The following is a 20,412-nucleotide window of genomic DNA, read 5'->3' on the forward strand; positions in this document are numbered from 1 at the left end:
TGGCAGTTCCTGCTAAATTAAACCAAGTTCCTTCATAACTGCCTCTAACTTTTGAGTGACTTTTACGTCAGCTTCGCATAATGGTGGGCGAGTAGAACCAACCTGCCACCCTTGAATTTGTAGTGCTTTTTTAACTGGAATTGGATTTGTTGTGACAAACAAAGCTTTAAATAGAGGGAATAGTCGCAGATGAATGTCAGTAGCAGCTTTGATTTTACCCGAATTCAATAATTGAATCATCTGCTGTAGTTCATTACCTACTAGATGAGAAGCAACACTAACTACACCCTTTGCCCCGATTGCTAACATCGGCAATGTTAAAGAATCATCTCCAGAGTAAATCTGAAATTCTTTTGGTGTCAAGCGACGAATTTCACTGACTTGGTCTAAATTTCCACTAGCTTCTTTTATACCAATAATATTTTCAATTTCTGCTAGCCGAGCAACTGTTTCGGGGCTAAGATTTTGACTAGTACGACCTGGTACATTATATATCAAAATAGGCAAGTCACCAGAAGAGGCTATGGCTTGAAAATGCTGGTAAAGACCCTCTTGCGGTGGTTTATTGTAATAAGGAACAACTTGTAAGGCACCGTGTACTCCTATTTTAGCTGCTTTTTGGGTCGCAGCGATCGCCTCTTTCGTGGAATTAGAACCACATCCTGCCATTACCAATGCCTTCCCTGCCACTGCTTCTAAGACAGTGGAAAACAATTGGTACTCCTCTTCCCAGCTCAAAGTAGGAGATTCTCCTGTTGTGCCACATACCACAACTGTCTCTGTACCATTGTTTGCTAAATGTTCTGCCAGTTGTGCTGCAATATCATAATTTACACTACCGTCTTCTTTGAACGGCGTAATTATTGCGGTTAGAACTCTACCAAAATCTACCACCCTTTTTACACTCCTGAGTCTTCGTTGTTTTGTTTTGGTGGTTCTCTATTAATCACCTATCCGTAAATATGTTTCAACTCATTAGTCATTAGTCAATTGTAAACAGCTAACATTATCATAACTAGACTTTCTAACTATGAGCTATGGACTTGATTGACTATTAACTAACGTATGTTGCTGCCTGCGGTTGCAGTAGTTTTTTTTCTACTAATAATTCAGCAATTTGTACAGCATTCAACGCAGCGCCTTTACGGATTTGATCGCCACATAACCATAATTCTAAACCGTAAGGTTGAGAAATATCCTGACGAATTCTACCTACTAAAACCTCATCTTTACCTGTTGCTTCCATAGGCATAGGAAAATAATTTTTTTGCCAATCTTCTAATAGTTTTACTCCAGGAGATACTTTTAGGATTTCTCTGGCTTCGTCTGGACTAAATGGTGTCTCAAATTCTAGATTTATGGCTTCTGAATGAGCACGAAGCACGGGTACTCGTACACAAGTAGCGGTAATTTTGATCTGCTGATTGTCAAAAATTTTCCGCGTTTCGTTGACCATTTTCATTTCTTCTTCACAATATCCCCAATCATTTAATGGGGAATTGTGCGGAAATAAATTAAATGCCAATGGATAAGGAAATACTTCCGCAGTAGGTTCTTTGCCTTCTAAAATTGCGCTAGCTTGAGTTTTTACTTCTGCCATTGCTTGCGCACCCGCACCGCTTGCAGATTGGTAGGTTGCAGCCACAATACGTTTGACGGGTTTGACTTGATGCAAAGGCCATACTGCTACTGCCATTAAAATTGTGGTGCAGTTGGGGTTGGCGATAATTCCCTTGTGTTTTGCTGCTGCTTGGGGATTTACTTCTGGAACTACCAGAGGAACATCGGAGTTCATCCGAAAAGCACTGGAATTATCTATTACCACTGCTCCTTTTTCTACTGCTACAGATGCCCAAGTTTTGGATGTTGAACCTCCTGCACTTGCCAGCAATATATCCACTTTTTCCAACATTGCATCGCTTACTGGCTCTACCCGAATCTTTTCACCTTTGAAGGGTAACATCTGTCCGGCACTACGTTCTGATGCCAATAACTTCAAATCTGAAACGGGGAAACTACGGCTTTCTAAAATTTCCAATAACTCTCTGCCAACTGCACCAGTCGCTCCTAAAATAGCTAAACGATAGGATTTAGACAAATTTGCTTCCTCCTTAACACTTTTTAGTTTTTACTTTTCTCGGAAACTTTCTAAACTCAGATTTTACTCATGTTTCATAGTTAAATTAACTGAAAATAACAACACAAAAATTTAAATAACCCTTTGAATACTCTAATACTGGTCATTAATAAAATTTAATTTCTATTAATTTCTAATTTATACAGTGATTCACTTACTTTTTACTTTTACAAAAAAAATGTTGCATTTTACAACAACTAGCTATTAGTTTTTTACCAAGTGCAAAATTATAAATTATATATATTATACAGCAAATCGCAGTTTTGCTATTAAAGACTGATAGTAAAGTCCCAAGCTAGCAACAAAATCCCTATTAAAAATATAAAGTTGTCTAGACTATGGATGTACTATGATCCAAATGGATTAAGTGCAGTAGGCTAGAGACCCAAATTTTTACTCTGGGTAATACCTAAGCAGTAGTAACAACTCTCCTGATTCAGCAGTTCACTCAGATGTTGCAACAAGCAATTGCAAATTGCAACTACTTGTTGCAAATTATGCAAATTAGGATATTACGCCATCAGTTATCTGGTAAAAGCTACTGAGGAGGTTAAATAATATAGACTGATTTGCGCTAGAGTATCAAGAGCTTTCGCATTGGCAGTAAACTGGATCTCTATTCAGAAGCACCCATACATCGGGAAAGCTGATGAAATTTAGGGGTAGCTCCCGCCCCAAAGTTTAGAAATCGTAAAACTAGAGATGCGAGTGAGCTTTATTTTCAGGAGCTATGCAGATCGCGTCTTTGGTAAAAGTAACAAAAAGAAATAGTAGCAACAAAGCAATAGAGACGAAGCATGAAAGTTACCCAGGAAAAACTTCCCGCCAGTCAAATAGGTCTGGAAATAGAAATTACGCCCGAAAAGACCAAGCAAACCTACGAACAGGTAATTCAAAATTTCACTCGTTCTGCCAATATTCCTGGGTTTCGCAAAGGCAAAGTGCCACGGCAGATATTGCTGCAGCGTCTAGGGGCAACTCGAATCAAGGCAGCAGCGCTGGAAGAACTAATTCAAGATGGAATTACAGAAGCAGTAAAACAAGAGGACATTAATGCGATCGGGCAACCGCGATTACGTTCTTCGTATGAAGAATTAATTAATAATTATGAACCAGGTAAAGCTCTGACTATTTCTGCTGCTGTTGATGTACCACCCGAAGTTAATTTAGCTCAGTACACTGATTTGCAAATCAAAGCTGAAGAAATCAAGTACGATCCAGAGCGAGTAGACAAAGTCCTAGAAAGCGAACGCCAGCAAATGGCAACATTAATCCCTGTAGAAGGACGCCCAGCACAATTGGGGGATGTTGCTGTAGTAGATTTTAAAGGCGTGCTGGCGAAAGTTGAGGGTGAGGATGAAGCAACAGAACTTAAAGCTATTCCCGGTGGAGAAGCCACCGACTTTCAAGTCGAGTTACAAGAAGATAGATTTATTCCCGGCTTTGTTTTAGGCATTGTCGGAATGAATCCTGGCGAAACTAAGGAAGTTTCAGCCACCTTTCCAGATCCATATGCCAATGAAGAACTAGCCGGAAAACCAGCTATTTTCACAGTCACCCTCAAAGAACTTAAGGAAAAAGAACTGCCAGAATTGGATGATGATTTTGCACAAGAAGTCAGTGAGTTTGAGACTTTGGCAGAGTTACGTACTTCTTTAGAGGAAAGATTTCAAAAAGAGGCTGAACAAAAAACAAAAGGAAATCAGCAAGAAGCCCTAGTTCAGGAACTGTTGAAGTATGTAGAAGTCGATTTGCCAGAAACAATGATTGAGCAGGAAGTCGATAATATGTTGACGCAAACTGCTATTCGGCTATCGCAGCAAGGGCTAGATATCAAAAAATTGTTTACCCCTGATGTTATTCCTCAGTTGCGGCAACGTTCTCGCGATGAAGCTGTTGAGCGTTTGAAGCGATCACTTGCTCTAGAAGAAATTGGCAAACGCGAATCTATCAAAGTCAGTGAGGCAGAAGTCGCAGCCAGAGTGAAAGAACTTCTAGAGCAGTACTCAGAGCAAGAGGTTGACCAAGATAGACTGCAAGAAGTCGTCGAAAACGAACTAATCACAGAAAAAACTATCGACTGGCTCTTAGAACACTCAAAAGTTGAACTAGTACCCGAAGGTTCTTTAAAGGCGACAGAGGAAACAACACTAGAAGCCACTGAAAGCCAGGAACAAGCAAGCGAAGTAACTTCCCCGGCAGAAGAAATTGCTGTAACAGAAGTGCAATAACTTGCCAAAGGTAACATTTCCCGTTCCAAGGCGGAACATTTAAGGAAACTTAAATAAATTGCCTCGCACTTTACCGCCTTGGCTTGATACTGTGTTTACACGAGAAGAATTTATATGAGGCATAATGGTTAACACATACCTAACAACATAAAACCAATCGCTATCATAGTCAGCGTAGGCTGTCTAAATCGCTGTTATTCTTTGGTTATCAAAAATTTTCTATGCTTGTATCGCAGTCGGGAAATTATCCTATCAGCAGTTTAAATAAATTTGAAATGCGCTCCCAAAGCCTTCCCAGTAACATACTTCCCATGGTTGTAGAGCAATCTGGCATGGGAGAACGAGCTTTTGATATCTACTCCCGCCTGCTGCGAGAGCGGATTATTTTTTTGGGAACGCCAATTGACGACAATGTTGCCAATTCAATAGTTGCCCAATTGTTGTTTCTAGACGCTGAAGATCCAGAAAAAGACATTCAACTGTACATAAATTCTCCTGGCGGCTCTGTCACAGCAGGCATGGCAATTTATGATACCATTCAACAAATCCGTCCTGACGTAGTCACAATCTGTTTTGGTCTAGCGGCGAGTATGGGGGCATTTTTGTTGTGTGCAGGCACTGCTGGCAAACGAATGTCTTTACCAGATTCCCGGATTATGATTCACCAACCCTTAGGTGGTGCTCAGGGCCAAGCCGTTGATATCGAAATACAAGCCAAAGAAATTCTTTATCATAAATCTAAGTTGAATCAGTTACTTGCCCAGCATACTGGTCAACCATTAGAAAGAATCGAAGCTGATACTGAACGGGACTTTTTTATGTCGGCTGAAGAAGCCAAAAATTACGGATTGATCGATCAGGTCATCCATAGACAAAATCTTCCCACAGCAGGGGAAAACGTCACCATTGTGAAATAAGAGGCTGGTATGTCTAAATACGACTCCCATTTGAAATGTTCGTTTTGTGGCAAGTCTCAGGAGCAGGTGCGTAAACTCATCGCTGGCCCGGGAGTCTACATCTGTGATGAGTGCGTTGACTTGTGCAATGAAATCCTCGATGAGGAATTACTCGATACCAATAGTGCAGCGTCACAACCAGCACCTCGGTCAGAGCCTCCTCAAAAACGCCGCACCCGCTCTGCCAGTCTCTCGTTAAATCAAATCCCCAAACCGCGAGAGATTAAAAAATATTTGGACGAACACGTAATTGGTCAAGACGAAGCCAAAAAAGTTTTGTCAGTAGCTGTTTACAATCACTACAAACGGTTGTCACTGGTTCAGTCCAAAAATAATGGCAAGGGAGCGACAGATGATGCCGTTGAACTGCAAAAGTCTAATATTCTGCTGATAGGGCCTACAGGCTGCGGCAAAACCCTTTTGGCACAAACTTTGGCAAAAGTCCTTGATGTACCCTTTGCAGTCGCCGATGCTACCACTCTAACCGAAGCAGGTTATGTGGGTGAAGATGTAGAAAATATCTTGCTGCGACTTTTGCAAGTAGCAGACTTAGATGTCGAAGAGGCACAGAGGGGAATTATCTATATTGACGAAATTGATAAAATTGCCCGTAAGAGCGAAAATCCCTCCATCACGCGAGATGTATCTGGTGAAGGTGTTCAGCAGGCATTGCTGAAAATGTTAGAGGGAACAATTGCTAACGTGCCACCCCAAGGCGGGCGTAAGCACCCCTATCAAGACTGTATTCAAATTGATACCAGTAATATCTTGTTCATTTGCGGTGGTGCTTTTGTCGGCTTAGAAAAAGTAGTAGAGCAGAGAACAGGTAAAAAGTCAATCGGTTTTGTGCAACCAGGAGAAGGGCAGACAAAAGAAAAACGGGCAGCAGACACTCTCCGCTATCTTGAACCAGACGATTTAGTTAAGTTTGGCATGATTCCAGAATTCATTGGTAGAGTACCAATGGTAGCGGTGGTAGATCCGTTAGATGAAGAAGCGCTGATGGCGATATTAACCCAACCTCGTAGTGCTTTAGTGAAGCAGTATCAAAAACTGTTGAAGATGGATAATGTCCAGTTAGAGTTTAAACAAGAAGCTTTGCGAGCGATCGCTCAAGAAGCCTATCGCCGTAAAACTGGAGCAAGAGCGCTGCGTGGTATTGTTGAAGAACTGATGCTGGATGTGATGTACGAGTTGCCGTCTCGTAAAGATGTGACTCGTTGTACAGTAACGAAGGAGATGGTGGAAAAACGTTCCACTGCCGAACTAATTATGCATCCGTCCACGATGCCTAAGCCAGAATCAGCTTAAAGTATCAATTGCTAATTGCTAGTAGCTAGTTGCCTATTAGCTATTAACTATTAGCCGTTAGCAAAAAATTAAGAACTCAAAACTTAGAACTCGAAACTCTCAGATGCCATACATTAATGTTCGTGGCGTTGAGCACTACTATGAATGGATACGAAAATCATCTGCCTTAGAAAAGCCAGTGATGGTTTTCATTCACGGTTGGGCTGGTTCGGCTCGTTACTGGCGAAGTACTGCCGCAGCTCTATCAGAACAATTTGATTGTTTGCTTTACGATCTGCGGGGATTTGGACGTTCTCGTGGTAAACCTACTGCTGTAGCTCAAGCTAGTGAAGCAGTCATTGAATCGCATTCACCGCAGCAAGAATCAGAAGCAGCAAGAGAACTAACCTACGAATTAGAAGAATATGCGCACGATTTGGCAACGTTGTTAGGTGAGTTAAAAATTCAACGTACCTATATCCAGGCTCATTCGATGGGTGCTTCTGTTGGAACTTTGTTTCTTAACCGTTACAGCGATCGCGTGGAAAAAGCAATTTTAACGTGTAGCGGGATTTTTGAGTATGATGAAAAAGCGTTTGCAGCCTTTTACAAATTTGGCGGCTACGTGGTTAAGTTTCGTCCTAAATGGTTAGAAAAAATACCATTTGTAGACAGAATGTTTATGGCGCGATTTTTGTATAGCTCCATACCTGCTCAGGAACGTCGCGCTTTCTTGCAAGATTTTCTAATAGCAGATTATGATGCTGCATTAGGTACAATTTTTACTTCTGTTAGCAAAGCTGCTGCGGAGTTGATGCCCCAGGAATTTGCTCAAATAACGCCACCAACATTGATAGTATCAGGGGAGTACGATAAAATTATCCCCGCCGAGATGGGACGTCAAGCAGCTGCATTAAACGACAAAATAGAGTTTGTGGTGATTCCCAAGACAGCTCATTTTCCAATGTTAGAAGATGCCCCCACTTATTTGCGGACAGTAGGAGATTTTTTACAAATTCACACACCACAAGTGCAAGTCGGTTAAAAGCGTGAGATCTCAGCTTTTCCCGACTTTCTACAGAATTATGCTGGCTCGGCAAGATGAACGCTGGTACGATAAACCATGTCAATAAAACCACGCTCATCACAACAGCACTCATACAATTCTTGCAAACCAGAAATAAGTTGTTCGTAAGCTAAACCTTGACGCGGAACGTAAGAAGCACTGATCGCACGCCCAATAAGTCCAGTTAAATCTAACTCTTGTTTATAGACAAACGTGTATTCACGAATATTAACAAAGTGCTTAGTTACAAATAGTGGTTCTACTGTCTGCATCCGCGACTCGGCTGGATGATTATTCGACGCTGCACGTATCAAGCGACTATATTCCACAGTCAAAGTATCTTCCTTGTCGCGGTTATTCCACACTACTGCTAATCGTCCCAATCGCTTGAGAATACGGCGGAACTCAGATAAACTTGGCTGGGGATTGAACCAGTGGAAAGCTTGAAAACAAGTTACCAAATCCACAGAAGCATCGTTGAGGTGGGTAAATTCTGCTGTTCCATCCCGAAATTCAACTAAAGGATGAAGTTCAGCCGCTTCTCTCATGGCTGCGTTTGGTTCAATGGCGATTACTCTAACGCCGCGATCGCCTAACAACCGCGAAGAAATTCCTGTACCCGCACCAATATCTGCGGCTACCAGTTGGGAGGGAGGTGCTAACCCTTCCAAGATTTTATCAATGGCTGCGGCTGGGTAGCTTGGGCGGTATTTGACATAATCCTCGACTCTATCGGAAAAGCGATTCAGGGGGTTGAGTGTGTGCAGGGGTGTGGATGCGGGGTGATTTTGGCTCATCAGTTGTAGTTAAAAAATTGAACAACAGAGGCGCAGAGAAACAGAGAGAGAAATTCAAAGGACTGCGATCGCGCTATTTTTTACACTCTACAACTTTCATAATATTTTTTGTAGGATGGGCGATCGTTTTTAAAACTACTATGGAAGTTATAGGATTATCAGAACTAATGTTCTACTATTGAAGGAAGGATTTCACTACATTACCCCTTCTTTTTTACTAACAGCTCTTTTCCTACTAGCTACATCAATTTATGGAAAGAATAGTTAACCTACACATCGAAAAATTACCAGAAGGCGTTTACTTAGCAACATCAGACGAAATTCAAGGTTTAGTTGTCCAAGGACAGACAGTTACTGAAACTTTAGAAATTGCCCGTGATGTAGCACGTAAGTTGCTAGAAGCACAATCTCAGAATCAAGAACTAGATGATTTGCAACCAATAGCCGATCAGTTTAACTATCCTTTGATTGTGGGTCAGTAGTCAATTTATGGGTAGATTGGCTGGGTTTAGCTACAAAAAGATCATTAAAATTTTGAAATCTTTCGGTTTGGTTTTTCACCGTCAAGCAGCAGGAAGCCACGAAATCTGGTTTAATCCAGACACAAAGCGTTATACAACAATTCCTAACCATTCTGGTGATATGCCAGAAGGAACGTTACGTGCGATTCTAGGACAAGCTGGTATTTATCCAGATGAATTTATTGAGCGTTCTTAGTATTTATATGAGATATGTACCATTCACATCTAAAGTTTTAACTCCTCTTCAACTGCTCTAAATAAGCTACTAAATCAGCAATCTCAGAAAAATCTAATCACGCTTCTCCTAAATCTTCTAACTGTTCAGCAGATAACTCTCGCACTTGCTTAATTAATGAAGAATTAAGTTCTCCAAAACGCCGATTTAGTTGACGACTAATTAATTTAAACGCTTCCTTTTGGACTATATCTTGATAAATTACTGACTCTCGCATAATATCCTCCCGTAAAAATTGACGAATCATATCTTTTTCAAACCGCAACCTAGCCAAAATCTCGAATACAAAAAATAATATCTACCTTAACTGAGTATTTTTCCTTAGCTTAAATTTTATTTATTAGTATATTATGAAACCACACTTTTAAATGTCTGAATATGACAATACCTGATTTTCAACAAATTATGCTTCCTTTACTGAAATATGCCAGTGACGAACAAGAGCACTCTCTCAGGGAAGCTATTGAAACTCTTACTGATGAGTTTAATTTGAGTGAAGAAGAAAGAAAGGAATTGTTACCTAGTGGACAACAAGCAATATTTGATAATCGGGTAGCATGGGCAAAAACTTATCTTAAAAAAGCAGGGTTATTAGAAGCTCCAAAAAGAGGATTTTTTAAGATTACTGAGCGCGGTACTAAAATATTAAGTCACAGCCCATCGGCAATAAACATACCGTTTCTCGAACAGTTTCCTGAATACATTCAATTTAAAAACAATAAAAAATTAGCTAATAATAGTAATTTACTCATTGATTCTTTAGAAGAGTTACCTAAGAATACATCTATTTTAGATAATACTCCTCAAGAGTCTATAGAAATCGGATATCAACAAATACGAAAAGAGTTAGAGATAGAAATTATCAATCGTGTTAAAAGCTGCTCTCCTGAATTTTTTGAAAGATTGGTAGTAGATTTACTTATCAAAATGGGATATGGAGGTTCAAGGCTTGATGCAGGTAGAGCCATAGGTAAAAGTGGTGATGGTGGAATAGATTGAATTATAAAAGAAGATAAATTAGGTTTAGATATTGTTTATATTCAGACTAAAAGATGGGATAACACTGTTGTAGGCAGACCAGAAATTCAAAAATTTGTGGGCGCTTTACATGGTCAAAGAGCTAAAAAAGGAGTTTTTATTACAACTTCAAGATTCTCACAAGATGCTAAAGAATATGTAGCACTCATTGATAGCAAAATTGTATTAATAGATGGACAAGAGCTAGCTCAATTAATGATTGATAATAATGTAGGAGTATCAATAGTATCTACTTATGAAATTAAAAAAATAGATTCAGACTATTTTACAGATGAGTGAAATAAATGAGCTTAAATATTTCTCAAGTTTAAATTATATGCTCTTGGTACAGCTTAAAAACTTGCTCTCGCCTCCTTCGTGTCCTTCGCGTCTACCCTACGGGAAGCCGCCCTGACGGGCGTCTATGGCGGTTCAATAAAAAAACAAAACAGCCACCCCCCACAAGAAGCAGCTGTTTTTGCACTTAGACGGGCATCTTGCCCGTCCCACAAGATAAATCTTAGTAATCGAAGTCGCCGCCACCCATGCCAGCGCCGGCACCAGCAGGAGCATTGTCCTTGGGTTCAGGCTTGTCAACAACGATACACTCAGTTGTCAACACCATACCAGCGATGGAAGCTGCGTTTTGCAGAGCAGAACGAGTCACTTTCGCAGGATCGACGATACCAGCAGTAAACAAGTCAACAAACTCGTTCTTAGCAGCATCGTAGCCAACGTTGAACTCTTTCTCTTTCACGCGCTCGGCAATCACAGCGCCATTCTGACCGGCGTTTTCAGCAATACGCTTCAGGGGAGCAGCCAGAGCGCGAGCTACGATCAACGCACCAGTCAATTCTTCACCCTTAAGGTTGCTGTTTGCCCACTCTTCGAGTTGGGGAGAGAGGTGAGCCAGAGTTGTACCACCACCAGGAACGATACCTTCTTCTACCGCAGCTTTGGTAGCGTTGATGGCGTCTTCTAGGCGCAACTTCTTATCTTTCATTTCGGTTTCGGTAGCAGCGCCAACCTTGACGACAGCTACACCACCAGCTAACTTAGCCAGACGCTCTTGCAATTTTTCTTTGTCGTAGGAAGATTCTGTTTCTTCCATTTGACGGCGAATTTGCTCGACGCGAGCTTTAACAGCTTGTTCGTTACCTTCCGCAACAATAGTGGTGTTGTCTTTGGTGATGGTGATGCGACGAGCTTTACCCAAAGAATCCAGCTTGGCGTTTTCTAACTTCAGTCCAGCATCTTCGGTGATGACTTGACCGCCAGTTAAAATCGCAATGTCTTCGAGCATTGCTTTGCGGCGATCGCCAAAACCAGGAGCCTTCACCGCAGCCACGTTGAGGACACCACGCAAGCGGTTAACTACCAGGGTTGCTAAAGCTTCTTTCTCGATATCTTCGGCGATAATTACTAAAGGACGACCAGCACGAGCTACTTGCTCTAGAACGGGTACGAGGTCTTGTACCAAGGCAATTTTCTTATCGGTGAGCAGTATGAAAGGCTCATCGAAGATTGCTTCCATCCGCTCTGCGTCGGTGGCGAAGTAGGGAGAGATGTAGCCTTTGTCAAAGCGCATCCCTTCAGTAATTTCCAATTCGGTGGTCATAGACTTCCCTTCTTCTAGGGAAATTACACCTTCTTTGCCTACCTTATCCATTGCTTCGGCAATCATCTGGCCAACTTCTTCGTCGTTACCAGCCGAGATGGCACCTACTTGAGCAATAGCTTTGGAATCTTCAACGGGACGGGCGTGTTCTTTGATTTTTTCTACCAAGAAGTTAGTAGCTTTATCAATACCGCGCTTGAGCAGAATAGCGTTTGCGCCAGCTGCAACGTTACGCAAGCCTTCTTTTACTACTGCGTGTGCCAAAACAGTAGCAGTGGTGGTACCATCACCAGCAGCATCGTTGGTCTTGGAAGCAGCCTGGCGAATCAAAGAAACACCAGTGTTTTCAACGTGATCTTCTAATTCAATTTCTTTGGCAATGGTTACACCATCATTAACGATTTGTGGTGCGCCAAACTTCTTCTCTAGTACTACGTTACGACCTTTAGGACCGAGGGTAACAGCTACTGCCTCAGCCAGGATATCCATGCCTCTTTCTAAGGCGCGACGAGCGTTTTCGTTGTAAATAATGCGCTTTGCCATAATTCTCTAGTTCAATTCTTTATGTTTTAGTTGTCACTTGCCATTGATTCAGCAGTCATTTTTTATGACTAATGACTAATGACTACGAAACGATCGCCAAAATGTCTTTTTCTGAAAGTAGTACATATTCATCGGTACCCAGTTTGATGTCGGTACCGGCATACTTGGAGTAAAGGACTTTGTCTCCTACCTTTACATCCATTGGCTGACGGCCGCCATCGTCTTTGACTTTACCATCACCAACTGCAACTACTTCGCCTACTTGGGGCTTTTCTTTTGCAGTATCGGGTAAATACAGTCCGCCTGCGGTTTTTTCTTCAGAGGCGCTCACTTTCACAAAAACGCGATCGCCCAAAGGTTTAACGGTAGAAACGCTTAGAGATACAGCTGCCATACGAATTTCGTGCCTTGTTAGCACTCTCAACTCCTGAGTGCTAATTTAGCGAAGGATGATGCCCAATAGCAACAATTTGGGGTGTACGGGTTCCCGAACTTTCCAGTTCCAGAAGAATTTTGAGTAAAAATACTCTAATTGTTGGGTCTTTCAGGTTTTTTTGATTAAGTTACGAATATTTATATATGGTCAAATTTATTTGCAAAGCATGGAAATTGTTATAGAACAGAAATCAGAGAGTGTGAAATAGGTAAAAACTCAAGTGATCCAACCTAGTCTAGAAATAAGAAAAACCACTCAACAGCCACAAACAAAAGCCTTAAGTAATTGTATAGAAACTTTGGGACTTCAGAAAAATTCAGAGACATATTTTTATCTGTACTGTTCAAAATATGCCTAAATATTGTGCAAAAGAAGCTAGTCTGGAAACAAGGGAAAACTTGAACAAGCGCCTAAAAACAGCTGGAGCTAGATTTTTCCCAACAGAGTCATCCCAGTTGCATACTTCCAAGCAAAGCCGACAGCTTGCGAGTTTGTTGCTCTGGGCCGATAATAGTTGTTTACCCGGATAGAGTCTGGGATCGCTAAACAACTGTAGAAGTTACTGAGCGAGTTATACAAAAACACTTAATAGGAAATAAGGTGGTTGAAGAGTATGCTTTTCTAGTCCATTCCTTGTCAGAAAATGCTTCGGTTTTTCGCAATCAACTGATATCAGCTTAATAGCCGAAGGATATGGTAAGACAGCAAGCTAGAGAAAGTGCGGGTTAATTGTTAACAGGGAGCATATTTAGCCAAAAAGAATTTGATAATCTGAAAGATTATTATTCAATTGAAGTTTTTTGCCCGCTCCTTTCAAAGCGATATATAATAACGCATTATAAATACTAATGCTCTACGTATCCTCACTGGACTTTTGCCATTGATATAGTAGTTTCTCAAAAGCAATTATTATTTTGAGATATTTACGAACCAAAGGCAAGTTAAGTAGGAAAAAGCACAAAATCACAACAAACCACCAAAAAGGATTGCTATTCAAGACCTTGATGGATCTAAGCGCGACAAGTGCCACTGCTATGAAAGAACCCAGCATGAAAGATCACAAACGACTTCTACTCATTGATGATGACCCCAACCTGATTTTGCTGGTGAAGGATTACTTGGAATTTCGGGGATATGAAGTCATCACCGCAGAAAATGGTCGAGAAGCTCTGGAAATTTTAGAGCAGGATATTCCAGACATGATCATTTGTGACGTGATGATGCCGGAAATGGACGGTTATACTTTTGTAGAGCAAGTCCGGCAAAACGAACGCACCAGTTGGATTCCCGTTTTATTCCTTTCGGCTAAGGGACAAAGCGCAGACCGAGTTAAAGGTCTGAATAAAGGTGCTGATGTATACATGGTCAAGCCCTTTGAGCCTGAGGAACTAGTAGCACAGGTAGAATCTTCTCTAAAGCAAACCATTCGTTGGAAAGAACATCAGGCAAAAGGAGGGGAGAATGGCTCCCGTATCCAAGTTCCCTTCGATGTACAACTAACCCCCACAGAATTAAAAGTGGTGCAGTTTGTTGCCAGGGGTTTAGCAAACCGCGAAATTGCTGAAGAATTAAATGTCAGTCAGCGTACAGTTGAAAGCCATGTGTCCAATATGTTGGGCAAAACCAATCTACACAACCGCACTGAACTAGCGCGGTGGGCGATTGAAAATCAAATGGCATAAATAAAGCGTTAAGTCATGAGAGTTGAGTTATGAGTAAGTTTTTACTTTACAAACGCATAACTCAAAACTCATAACAGGAGCGTTGATTGGCTCTACTAGTGAATGGATATATCTAGCTGATTTAATCTAAACTTGAGAATCTGCAAAGTTAGACTTTGTAGTGCCACCTTCAAGCAGCCATATTGTCGCACATACTTGTGAAATTACTGCTCCTCATGCAATTTTCTGGGAATGCCAGTATGGATGCTCATCTTGTGGCAACTTTTGGGGATGCTCTGACTGTAATACCCTACCATCTGTAAATTACTTCCTAGCGAAATCCCCAGTTTCCTCAATATCTATTTCCTACTCTCGATTTTCTTTATTCAATTTATTGAATGTAGTTTTGCCTGTCAAGTTAATTTTGAGGGTTTGTAGTAAGTACTTTAGTACTTAAAAATTCAGGATCAAAGCCCTGACTACGAACTTTGCGATTCATCAATTTAAATATGACAAACTAGTAGTTTTACTTATTAATCTATTTTTATTGGAATTTCAATGATAAATTCGGTTCCGTATGCAGGTTCAGACTTAACGAAAATTTTGCCCTGATGCTTATCAATAATTTGACCGCTAATTGCTAATCCTATGCCTGTGCCTTTATTTACTGGCTTAGTCGTAAAAAATGGCTCGAAGATTTTACTTTGGTTTTCTAGCTCAATTCCCGGCCCATTGTCTTGAATTATAACTCTAATATATTTTTCATCAATTGTTTCCGTCTGAATCAAAATGTGTTTATTTTCTTGTTCTTCTTGCTCTAGCAAAGCATCGATCGCATTACTAATAATATTCATAAATACCTGGTTAAGTTGGGCTGGATAACATTCAACTAATGGTAAATCTTCGTATTTCTTATGAACTGCTATTTTTCCTTTATAACGATGGCTTAAAATTAATAAATTACTATCGATACCGTCATTAATATTAACTGCTATTTTTTCAGAGTTGTCTAATCGTGAAAAATTTCGTAATGACTTAACTATTTCACGAATGCGTTCAGTCCCTAACTTCATTGATGAAAGTATTTTGGGAGCATCTTCAATAATAAAATCAAGATTATTTTCTGTAATATACTCCTCAATATCATTAGATGTATGGGAATATTCTTTTTGATAGAGTTTAATTAAATTTAGTAGATATTCAATATAGTTATTTAGATGTTGGAAATTACCATGAATAAAGTTAATAGGATTATTAATTTCATGAGTTATTCCTGCTAACATCCTGCCCAAACTCGACATTTTCTCAGTTTGAACCAATTGCATCTGGGCTGCTTTTAATTCCTGTAAAGTATTCTCTAATTGCTGTGCTTGAAGTTGGGCAGTAGTAGTTGTATGAGTGAGTGCTTTGAGATTGTTATATGCTCTGGAATGATAGCGAATACGGGCTATTAGCTCTACTGAATCAGGTAATTTGATCAGATAATCATTTGCGCCTGTAGCAAACGCATCTGCTTTTACCAGTGATTCTTTTTGACTAGATAACATGACGATTGGAATGTCCTGAGTTGCTGGATGAACTCGAAACCAACGCAACAGCATTAATCCATCGATTTCTGGCATCACTAGATCCAGAAGAATTACTGTAGGGGAAATCTCTATGGCCTTTTGAATTGCCTGAGTAGGTTCACTAATGAAGTGCAGGGAAATATCTGTTTCTGGCTCCATTATTCTACGGATAGCCTCACCGATAATTACTTGATCGTCGATGAGCAGAACTGTTACTGCTGGTATATTAAGGTCTAAAACAGATAAAAAACTTTGCGAATTTTGTGATTGACTTTTATCATGTGTTAATGGTTTTACTACTTTCTTAGATACCCTATCTAAGGTTTGTGTTTGCAGATGCATACTACAACTCCTGATATTGCGAGTTGAACCGTAAGGACTCAATATTAAAAAATTAATTATAAATAATATTCAAAGAATATGTAATCATTGAAATCCCCTAAATTAACCGATAATGTGCGTTTTTTAATTTTAAAAATTGTAATGTTTGAATAGTATATTTAGTTTAAAATAAGTATAAAAATGAGTTACAAAATGTTTAGTAAATAGATAAATATTTGACACAGGTTGAGGCGATCGCTTCCACAGGCAAAACTTCTATTGCTGCTCCTAAATCTACTGCTGCTTTGGGCATACCATAAACAACGCAAGTTTTTTCGTCTTGGGCAATGGTATGCCAACCTGCTTGCCGCAATAAGCTTAAACCGCGAGCACCATCCCCACCCATGCCTGTTAGCAGTATGCCAATTCCCTTGTTTGTCCAATGCCTAGCTACACTGCTGAAGAAAACATCAACTGATGGGCGGTAAAAACAATCAACAGGTTCTTGGCTATAGTCAAGCGTCAAGTTTGGACGCATCATCAAATGATGGTTTGTACCAGCAACCAAAACTTTTCCTGGTTCTGGCAAACAGCCAACAGATGCAAGCCTAACTGATAAAGAAGTTTGTTCGTTCAACCAGTTAGCCAAACTTGGTGCAAACTGGGCATCTAGGTGCTGGACAATAAGGATTGCAGCCTGAAAATTCTGCTGGGAAAATTGAGAAAGAATTGTTGTTAATGCTCTAGGGCCACCAGTGGAAGCACCAATTACAATCAGTGGAGGCAGTTGGTTGAGATTGTGGCTAGGTGCAGACGCTGTGCTACATAACAATTGCTGGCGCGAAGATTTACCAAGTAATCGGGCGATAGTGGCTATTTTCTGCAATAATCCATAATTATTCTCAGGCGAAAAATCGTAACTCCATACAGGTGTATTGATCGCGTCTAAAGCTCCATAACCGATCGCCTCAAAAACTTGAGCTGCATAGCGATTAATACTAGCAGTTACCATCAAAATTGCACAAGGAGATTGGCTCATAATTCGTTTTGTGGCTTCTACTCCATCCATTCTGGGCATGAGTACATCCATCAAAATTAAATCGGGGGTATCTGCTGCACATTTCCCGACAGCTTCTACACCATCGTAGGCAACCCACGCCAACTTGTAATTTGGCTGTTTTTTGACTATCCGACGCATTGTCTCCACTGCCATGAGCGTATCGTTAACGATGGCAATCCTCATGCTTTAAGCCTCTCCAATCAAGTCAATCACTGCTTGCACCAGTCTATTATCATGAAAGTGGCTCTTGGTTAGATAATAATCTGCACCTACTTCTAATCCTTGCAGTCGGTCTTCTTCTCGGTCTTTGTATGAAACAATAATCACAGGAGTATGCTTCAAATTAGCATGGGTTTTAATCTGGCTTGTAAGTTCAAAGCCATTCATGCGGGGCATATCAATATCAGTCACCACTAAGTCATAATCTCCACTGCGTACCGTGTTCCAAGCATCGATACCATTGACGGCAACTTCAACTTTGTAACCTTTGTTTTCTAAGAGTTTGCGTTCCATTTCGCGGACTGTGATCGAATCATCAACCACTAGTATTCGCTTGTAGGTTGTGGTAATAGCTTGATGGTGAGACTGATTGACTTGATTGATTTGTTTGGTAGAGAGAACTTTGGCAATAGAACGTACCAAATCCTCCACATCTACAATCAATACTGGAGAACCATCGTCCATCAAAGAAGCAGCACTAATGTTGGGAACTTTGCCCAAACGCGGGTTTAAAGGACGTACTACTAAATTGCGCTCACCCAAAAACCGATCAATAACCAATCCATAAATACTTTGGCGATCGCTAAGTATGATCGCACTCAGCCATTCAGAATGGGTAGGAGATGATGGCAATTCCAAAACTTGATGTGCAGAGATTAATTGCACGGGCTGATGATTGAGCATAAAAAAGGGCTGATTTTCTGATAACTGAATATCAGATCTAGATAAAACCACTACTCGCTCAATATGAGTCAATCCAAATGCATAGGGTTCGTTAGCAATTTCCACTAGCAGGGTACGAATCACAGACAGCGTTAGCGGCAATTGCAAAGAAAAAGTCATGCCATTTCCCACAGAGGAAATAGCCCGCATAATTCCGCCTAATTGGCGCACAGTACTATAGGCAATATCCAGCCCTACCCCCCGCCCAGAAATCTCAGTCACGTTCTTGGCAGTGGAAAAACCGGGTAGAAATAGAAATTCCATCAGTTCTGCTTCTGAGAGTTGAACAGCCATTTCTGCATTTGTCAATTGTTTATTGACAATTTCTTGACGCAAAATTTCTGGTTCAATTCCCCGCCCATCATCGCTGACGGCAATAAACAGCATTCCGGCGCGATGGAGAACTTCAACTCGGATTGTGCCTACTTCTTTTTTACCTGCTGCTAAACGTTCCTGAGGTGACTCAATACCGTGATCGATCGCATTTCGCAGGATCTGGGTGAGTGGTGCTTCTAGGCGTTCGAGAATATCTCGATCCAACAAGGTAGACTTGCCGATAATTTCTAAGTTCACTTGTTTGCCCAACTTTTTTGCCACATCGCGCACCATGCGGGGAAAACCTTGTCCTCCCTCCTCAAACTGACACATCCGAGTGGTGACGACTTGCCGATACAAGTGATCGGCAAGGTTGACAGAACGTTGGGAAAACAATTCCAATTCATTTTGGCGATCGCCTAAGATTTGGCGACATTCGCTAGCTTTTTGACGCGCCAGACTTAAAATTTCTTTGACATGGCTGTTAATACCCTGTTGACTTAGCAATACCTCTAACTTTTCTAATAAACCAGACAACTCTGTCTGAGAACCTTTCAATTGCAATAAAGAGTTGGCAAATGGCTCTAACCAGTTTGCTTCAACTAACGACTCTCCCGCTAATGCCATTAAGTGATTGAGATTGTCGGTACTCACGCGCATAACTGAGTTGTAGTTAGTCCGTAATTCTTCAGTGGTGGTGGGTGCAGATAAAGAGTGACTACTTTGGGGAATCTCATTCGCGGCTGGTGGCAACTGGGTGACTAAATCTGTTGTCGGTAATGGATAAATATCTGTGACAGAAGAATCGGGAACATTTAAAATTTGGCTAGAAAGAAGGGGTACTACCTCGTGAGTTTGGAGCTGAGTAATTTCTGCGATCAGGGATTGAATTTGCAGTTCTCGATCAATATTGGGGTTCGTGATACAAACCTCAGCTATATGCAAGAGCATATCTGCTCCTTGCAAAAACACATCAATAGCATCGGGATTCAGACAAATTTTACCTGCTTGAGCTGCGGCAAAACAGTCTTCCATCGTATGCACAAGAGAGACTACATTATCCATCTGGACAATTCGTGCTGCTCCTTTGATCGAGTGGGCTGCCCGCATTAAAGCTGCTAGTTCTGCTTTGGGGTGGGGGTTCCTCTCCAGTGCCAACAGGCTATTATTCATGGCAGCAACCTGAGCCTTGACTTCCATACTGAATAAATCAAGTAAGGAAAAATTGCTAAAGTCTAATTCTTTGTTCATGGCAGCACCTTTCTCGCCAAGGTGGCAAATATAAGTTCTTCATCTAGATAGGTAACGCTGCGAGTATGCCAGGTGAATAAGCCTTTGGCATAAGTTTGACTTGTGGCTGTTAGAGAATTAGGAGCGTTTTTTAACTCATATTGGTGAAATTTATGTAATCCGTAGAGTTCATCCACAGCAAACACCCAAGCATTACCCGCTTGTTCTATTACCACCATGCGTTGATAAACTACTGGGCTGATTGTTGCTCCTGGGCGATCGCTATTTTCTAAATTTAGAAAGTGGCTTAATGAGATACACATATGCAACTCACCTCGGATATTCACCAATCCCCATAGAATCTGGTTGCTGCGATGAGGTAAAGAATGAATTACCTTGGGTGGGGTAGTTTCCTTCAAAACTTGGGCAGATAGAGCTAGCCATTCTTGTTGCAGGCGAAAAATCACA

At 40.9% G+C, this 20,412-nt stretch carries 16 protein-coding genes and 3 pseudogenes; 9 read left to right on the top strand and 10 right to left on the bottom strand.

Features of this window, described 5'->3' with window-relative positions; all coding sequences use genetic code 11:
- Nucleotides 1-12: 12 nt before the first annotated feature.
- The gene (gene dapA, locus QUB80_RS26690) at nucleotides 13-894 is read right to left on the bottom strand and encodes a 4-hydroxy-tetrahydrodipicolinate synthase (protein ID WP_289792505.1); all 882 of its coding nucleotides are present in this window, start codon (nucleotides 892-894) and stop codon (nucleotides 13-15) included.
- 160 nt (nucleotides 895-1,054) lie between these two features.
- Entirely contained in the window at nucleotides 1,055-2,098 is a 1,044-nt protein-coding gene (locus QUB80_RS26695) for an aspartate-semialdehyde dehydrogenase (RefSeq protein ID WP_289792506.1), read from the bottom strand.
- 836 nt (nucleotides 2,099-2,934) lie between these two features.
- On the opposite strand from QUB80_RS26695, the gene tig reads away from it, so the two are divergent.
- From tig to QUB80_RS26715, 4 genes are all read left to right on the top strand, one after another.
- On the top strand, nucleotides 2,935-4,368 hold the full coding sequence (gene tig, locus QUB80_RS26700; protein WP_289792507.1) for a trigger factor: 1,434 nt from the start codon (nucleotides 2,935-2,937) through the stop codon (nucleotides 4,366-4,368).
- Between the two features lie 221 nt (nucleotides 4,369-4,589).
- Nucleotides 4,590-5,285, top strand: coding sequence for an ATP-dependent Clp endopeptidase proteolytic subunit ClpP (gene clpP / locus QUB80_RS26705; RefSeq protein WP_289792508.1), 696 nt, complete (start codon nucleotides 4,590-4,592; stop codon nucleotides 5,283-5,285).
- Nucleotides 5,286-5,294: 9 nt separating this feature from the next.
- Complete coding sequence (gene clpX / locus QUB80_RS26710) at nucleotides 5,295-6,635, top strand: ATP-dependent protease ATP-binding subunit ClpX (protein WP_289792509.1); 1,341 nt, start codon at nucleotides 5,295-5,297, stop codon at nucleotides 6,633-6,635.
- A gap of 103 nt (nucleotides 6,636-6,738) precedes the next feature.
- Nucleotides 6,739-7,659 (top strand): alpha/beta fold hydrolase, encoded by a 921-nt coding sequence (locus QUB80_RS26715; RefSeq protein ID WP_289792510.1) that lies wholly within the window; start codon nucleotides 6,739-6,741, stop codon nucleotides 7,657-7,659.
- Between the two features lie 38 nt (nucleotides 7,660-7,697).
- Here the strand turns inward: QUB80_RS26715 and QUB80_RS26720 are convergent, their stop codons facing one another.
- Nucleotides 7,698-8,477, bottom strand: coding sequence for a class I SAM-dependent methyltransferase (locus QUB80_RS26720; RefSeq protein WP_289792511.1), 780 nt, complete (start codon nucleotides 8,475-8,477; stop codon nucleotides 7,698-7,700).
- 251 nt (nucleotides 8,478-8,728) lie between these two features.
- Between QUB80_RS26720 and QUB80_RS26725 the strand changes: the two genes are divergently transcribed.
- Nucleotides 8,729-8,959, top strand: coding sequence for a type II toxin-antitoxin system HicB family antitoxin (locus tag QUB80_RS26725; RefSeq protein ID WP_289792512.1), 231 nt, complete (start codon nucleotides 8,729-8,731; stop codon nucleotides 8,957-8,959).
- A gap of 7 nt (nucleotides 8,960-8,966) precedes the next feature.
- Nucleotides 8,967-9,194, top strand: coding sequence for a type II toxin-antitoxin system HicA family toxin (locus QUB80_RS26730; RefSeq protein ID WP_289792513.1), 228 nt, complete (start codon nucleotides 8,967-8,969; stop codon nucleotides 9,192-9,194).
- A gap of 97 nt (nucleotides 9,195-9,291) precedes the next feature.
- Here QUB80_RS26730 and QUB80_RS26735 read toward each other — a convergent pair.
- Nucleotides 9,292-9,513, bottom strand: a pseudogene (locus tag QUB80_RS26735) (DUF4351 domain-containing protein); the annotation flags it as partial.
- Between the two features lie 125 nt (nucleotides 9,514-9,638).
- Between QUB80_RS26735 and QUB80_RS34955 the strand changes: the two are divergent.
- Nucleotides 9,639-9,872 (top strand): annotated as a pseudogene (locus QUB80_RS34955) (winged helix-turn-helix domain-containing protein); the annotation flags it as partial.
- 222 nt (nucleotides 9,873-10,094) lie between these two features.
- Nucleotides 10,095-10,550 (top strand): annotated as a pseudogene (locus QUB80_RS34960) (restriction endonuclease).
- Nucleotides 10,551-10,770: 220 nt separating this feature from the next.
- On the opposite strand, the gene groL reads toward QUB80_RS34960, so the two are convergent.
- A complete protein-coding gene (gene groL / locus QUB80_RS26745; protein ID WP_289792514.1) occupies nucleotides 10,771-12,411 on the bottom strand; it encodes a chaperonin GroEL in 1,641 nt (546 codons plus the stop codon).
- Between the two features lie 82 nt (nucleotides 12,412-12,493).
- The gene (groES, locus tag QUB80_RS26750; RefSeq protein WP_016878545.1) at nucleotides 12,494-12,805 is read right to left on the bottom strand and encodes a co-chaperone GroES; all 312 of its coding nucleotides are present in this window, start codon (nucleotides 12,803-12,805) and stop codon (nucleotides 12,494-12,496) included.
- Between the two features lie 1,046 nt (nucleotides 12,806-13,851).
- Here groES and QUB80_RS26755 point away from each other — a divergent pair.
- Nucleotides 13,852-14,529, top strand: coding sequence for a response regulator transcription factor (locus QUB80_RS26755; RefSeq protein WP_026087726.1), 678 nt, complete (start codon nucleotides 13,852-13,854; stop codon nucleotides 14,527-14,529).
- A gap of 512 nt (nucleotides 14,530-15,041) precedes the next feature.
- Here QUB80_RS26755 and QUB80_RS26760 read toward each other — a convergent pair.
- The 4 genes from QUB80_RS26760 to QUB80_RS26775 form a co-directional block, all read right to left on the bottom strand.
- Entirely contained in the window at nucleotides 15,042-16,418 is a 1,377-nt protein-coding gene (locus QUB80_RS26760) for a hybrid sensor histidine kinase/response regulator (protein ID WP_289792515.1), read from the bottom strand.
- Between the two features lie 196 nt (nucleotides 16,419-16,614).
- The gene (locus tag QUB80_RS26765; protein WP_289792516.1) at nucleotides 16,615-17,640 is read right to left on the bottom strand and encodes a chemotaxis response regulator protein-glutamate methylesterase; all 1,026 of its coding nucleotides are present in this window, start codon (nucleotides 17,638-17,640) and stop codon (nucleotides 16,615-16,617) included.
- Nucleotides 17,641-17,643: 3 nt separating this feature from the next.
- Entirely contained in the window at nucleotides 17,644-19,965 is a 2,322-nt protein-coding gene (locus tag QUB80_RS26770; protein ID WP_289792517.1) for a hybrid sensor histidine kinase/response regulator, read from the bottom strand.
- Nucleotides 19,962-20,411, bottom strand: coding sequence for a chemotaxis protein CheW (locus QUB80_RS26775; protein ID WP_289792518.1), 450 nt, complete (start codon nucleotides 20,409-20,411; stop codon nucleotides 19,962-19,964). The genes QUB80_RS26770 and QUB80_RS26775 overlap by 4 nt, the downstream gene beginning before the upstream one ends.
- Nucleotide 20,412 lies beyond the last annotated feature (1 nt).

Origin of the sequence: Chlorogloeopsis sp. ULAP01 (genome assembly GCF_030381805.1) — a bacterium.
GTDB lineage: Bacteria > Cyanobacteriota > Cyanobacteriia > Cyanobacteriales > Nostocaceae > Chlorogloeopsis.

Excerpts from the sequence above, each read along its gene's own strand:
- tig (WP_289792507.1), top strand. The coding sequence starts at position 2,935 with ATGAAAGTTACCCAGGAAAAACTTCCCGCCAGTCAAATAGGTCTGGAA.
- clpP (WP_289792508.1), top strand. The coding sequence starts at position 4,590 with ATGCTTGTATCGCAGTCGGGAAATTATCCTATCAGCAGTTTAAATAAA.
- clpX (WP_289792509.1), top strand. The coding sequence starts at position 5,295 with ATGTCTAAATACGACTCCCATTTGAAATGTTCGTTTTGTGGCAAGTCT.
- QUB80_RS26715 (WP_289792510.1), top strand. The coding sequence starts at position 6,739 with ATGCCATACATTAATGTTCGTGGCGTTGAGCACTACTATGAATGGATA.
- QUB80_RS26720 (WP_289792511.1), bottom strand. The coding sequence starts at position 8,477 with ATGAGCCAAAATCACCCCGCATCCACACCCCTGCACACACTCAACCCC.
- QUB80_RS26725 (WP_289792512.1), top strand. The coding sequence starts at position 8,729 with ATGGAAAGAATAGTTAACCTACACATCGAAAAATTACCAGAAGGCGTT.
- QUB80_RS26730 (WP_289792513.1), top strand. The coding sequence starts at position 8,967 with ATGGGTAGATTGGCTGGGTTTAGCTACAAAAAGATCATTAAAATTTTG.
- groL (WP_289792514.1), bottom strand. The coding sequence starts at position 12,411 with ATGGCAAAGCGCATTATTTACAACGAAAACGCTCGTCGCGCCTTAGAA.
- groES (WP_016878545.1), bottom strand. The coding sequence starts at position 12,805 with ATGGCAGCTGTATCTCTAAGCGTTTCTACCGTTAAACCTTTGGGCGAT.
- QUB80_RS26755 (WP_026087726.1), top strand. The coding sequence starts at position 13,852 with ATGGATCTAAGCGCGACAAGTGCCACTGCTATGAAAGAACCCAGCATG.
- QUB80_RS26760 (WP_289792515.1), bottom strand. The coding sequence starts at position 16,418 with ATGCATCTGCAAACACAAACCTTAGATAGGGTATCTAAGAAAGTAGTA.
- QUB80_RS26765 (WP_289792516.1), bottom strand. The coding sequence starts at position 17,640 with ATGAGGATTGCCATCGTTAACGATACGCTCATGGCAGTGGAGACAATG.
- QUB80_RS26770 (WP_289792517.1), bottom strand. The coding sequence starts at position 19,965 with ATGAACAAAGAATTAGACTTTAGCAATTTTTCCTTACTTGATTTATTC.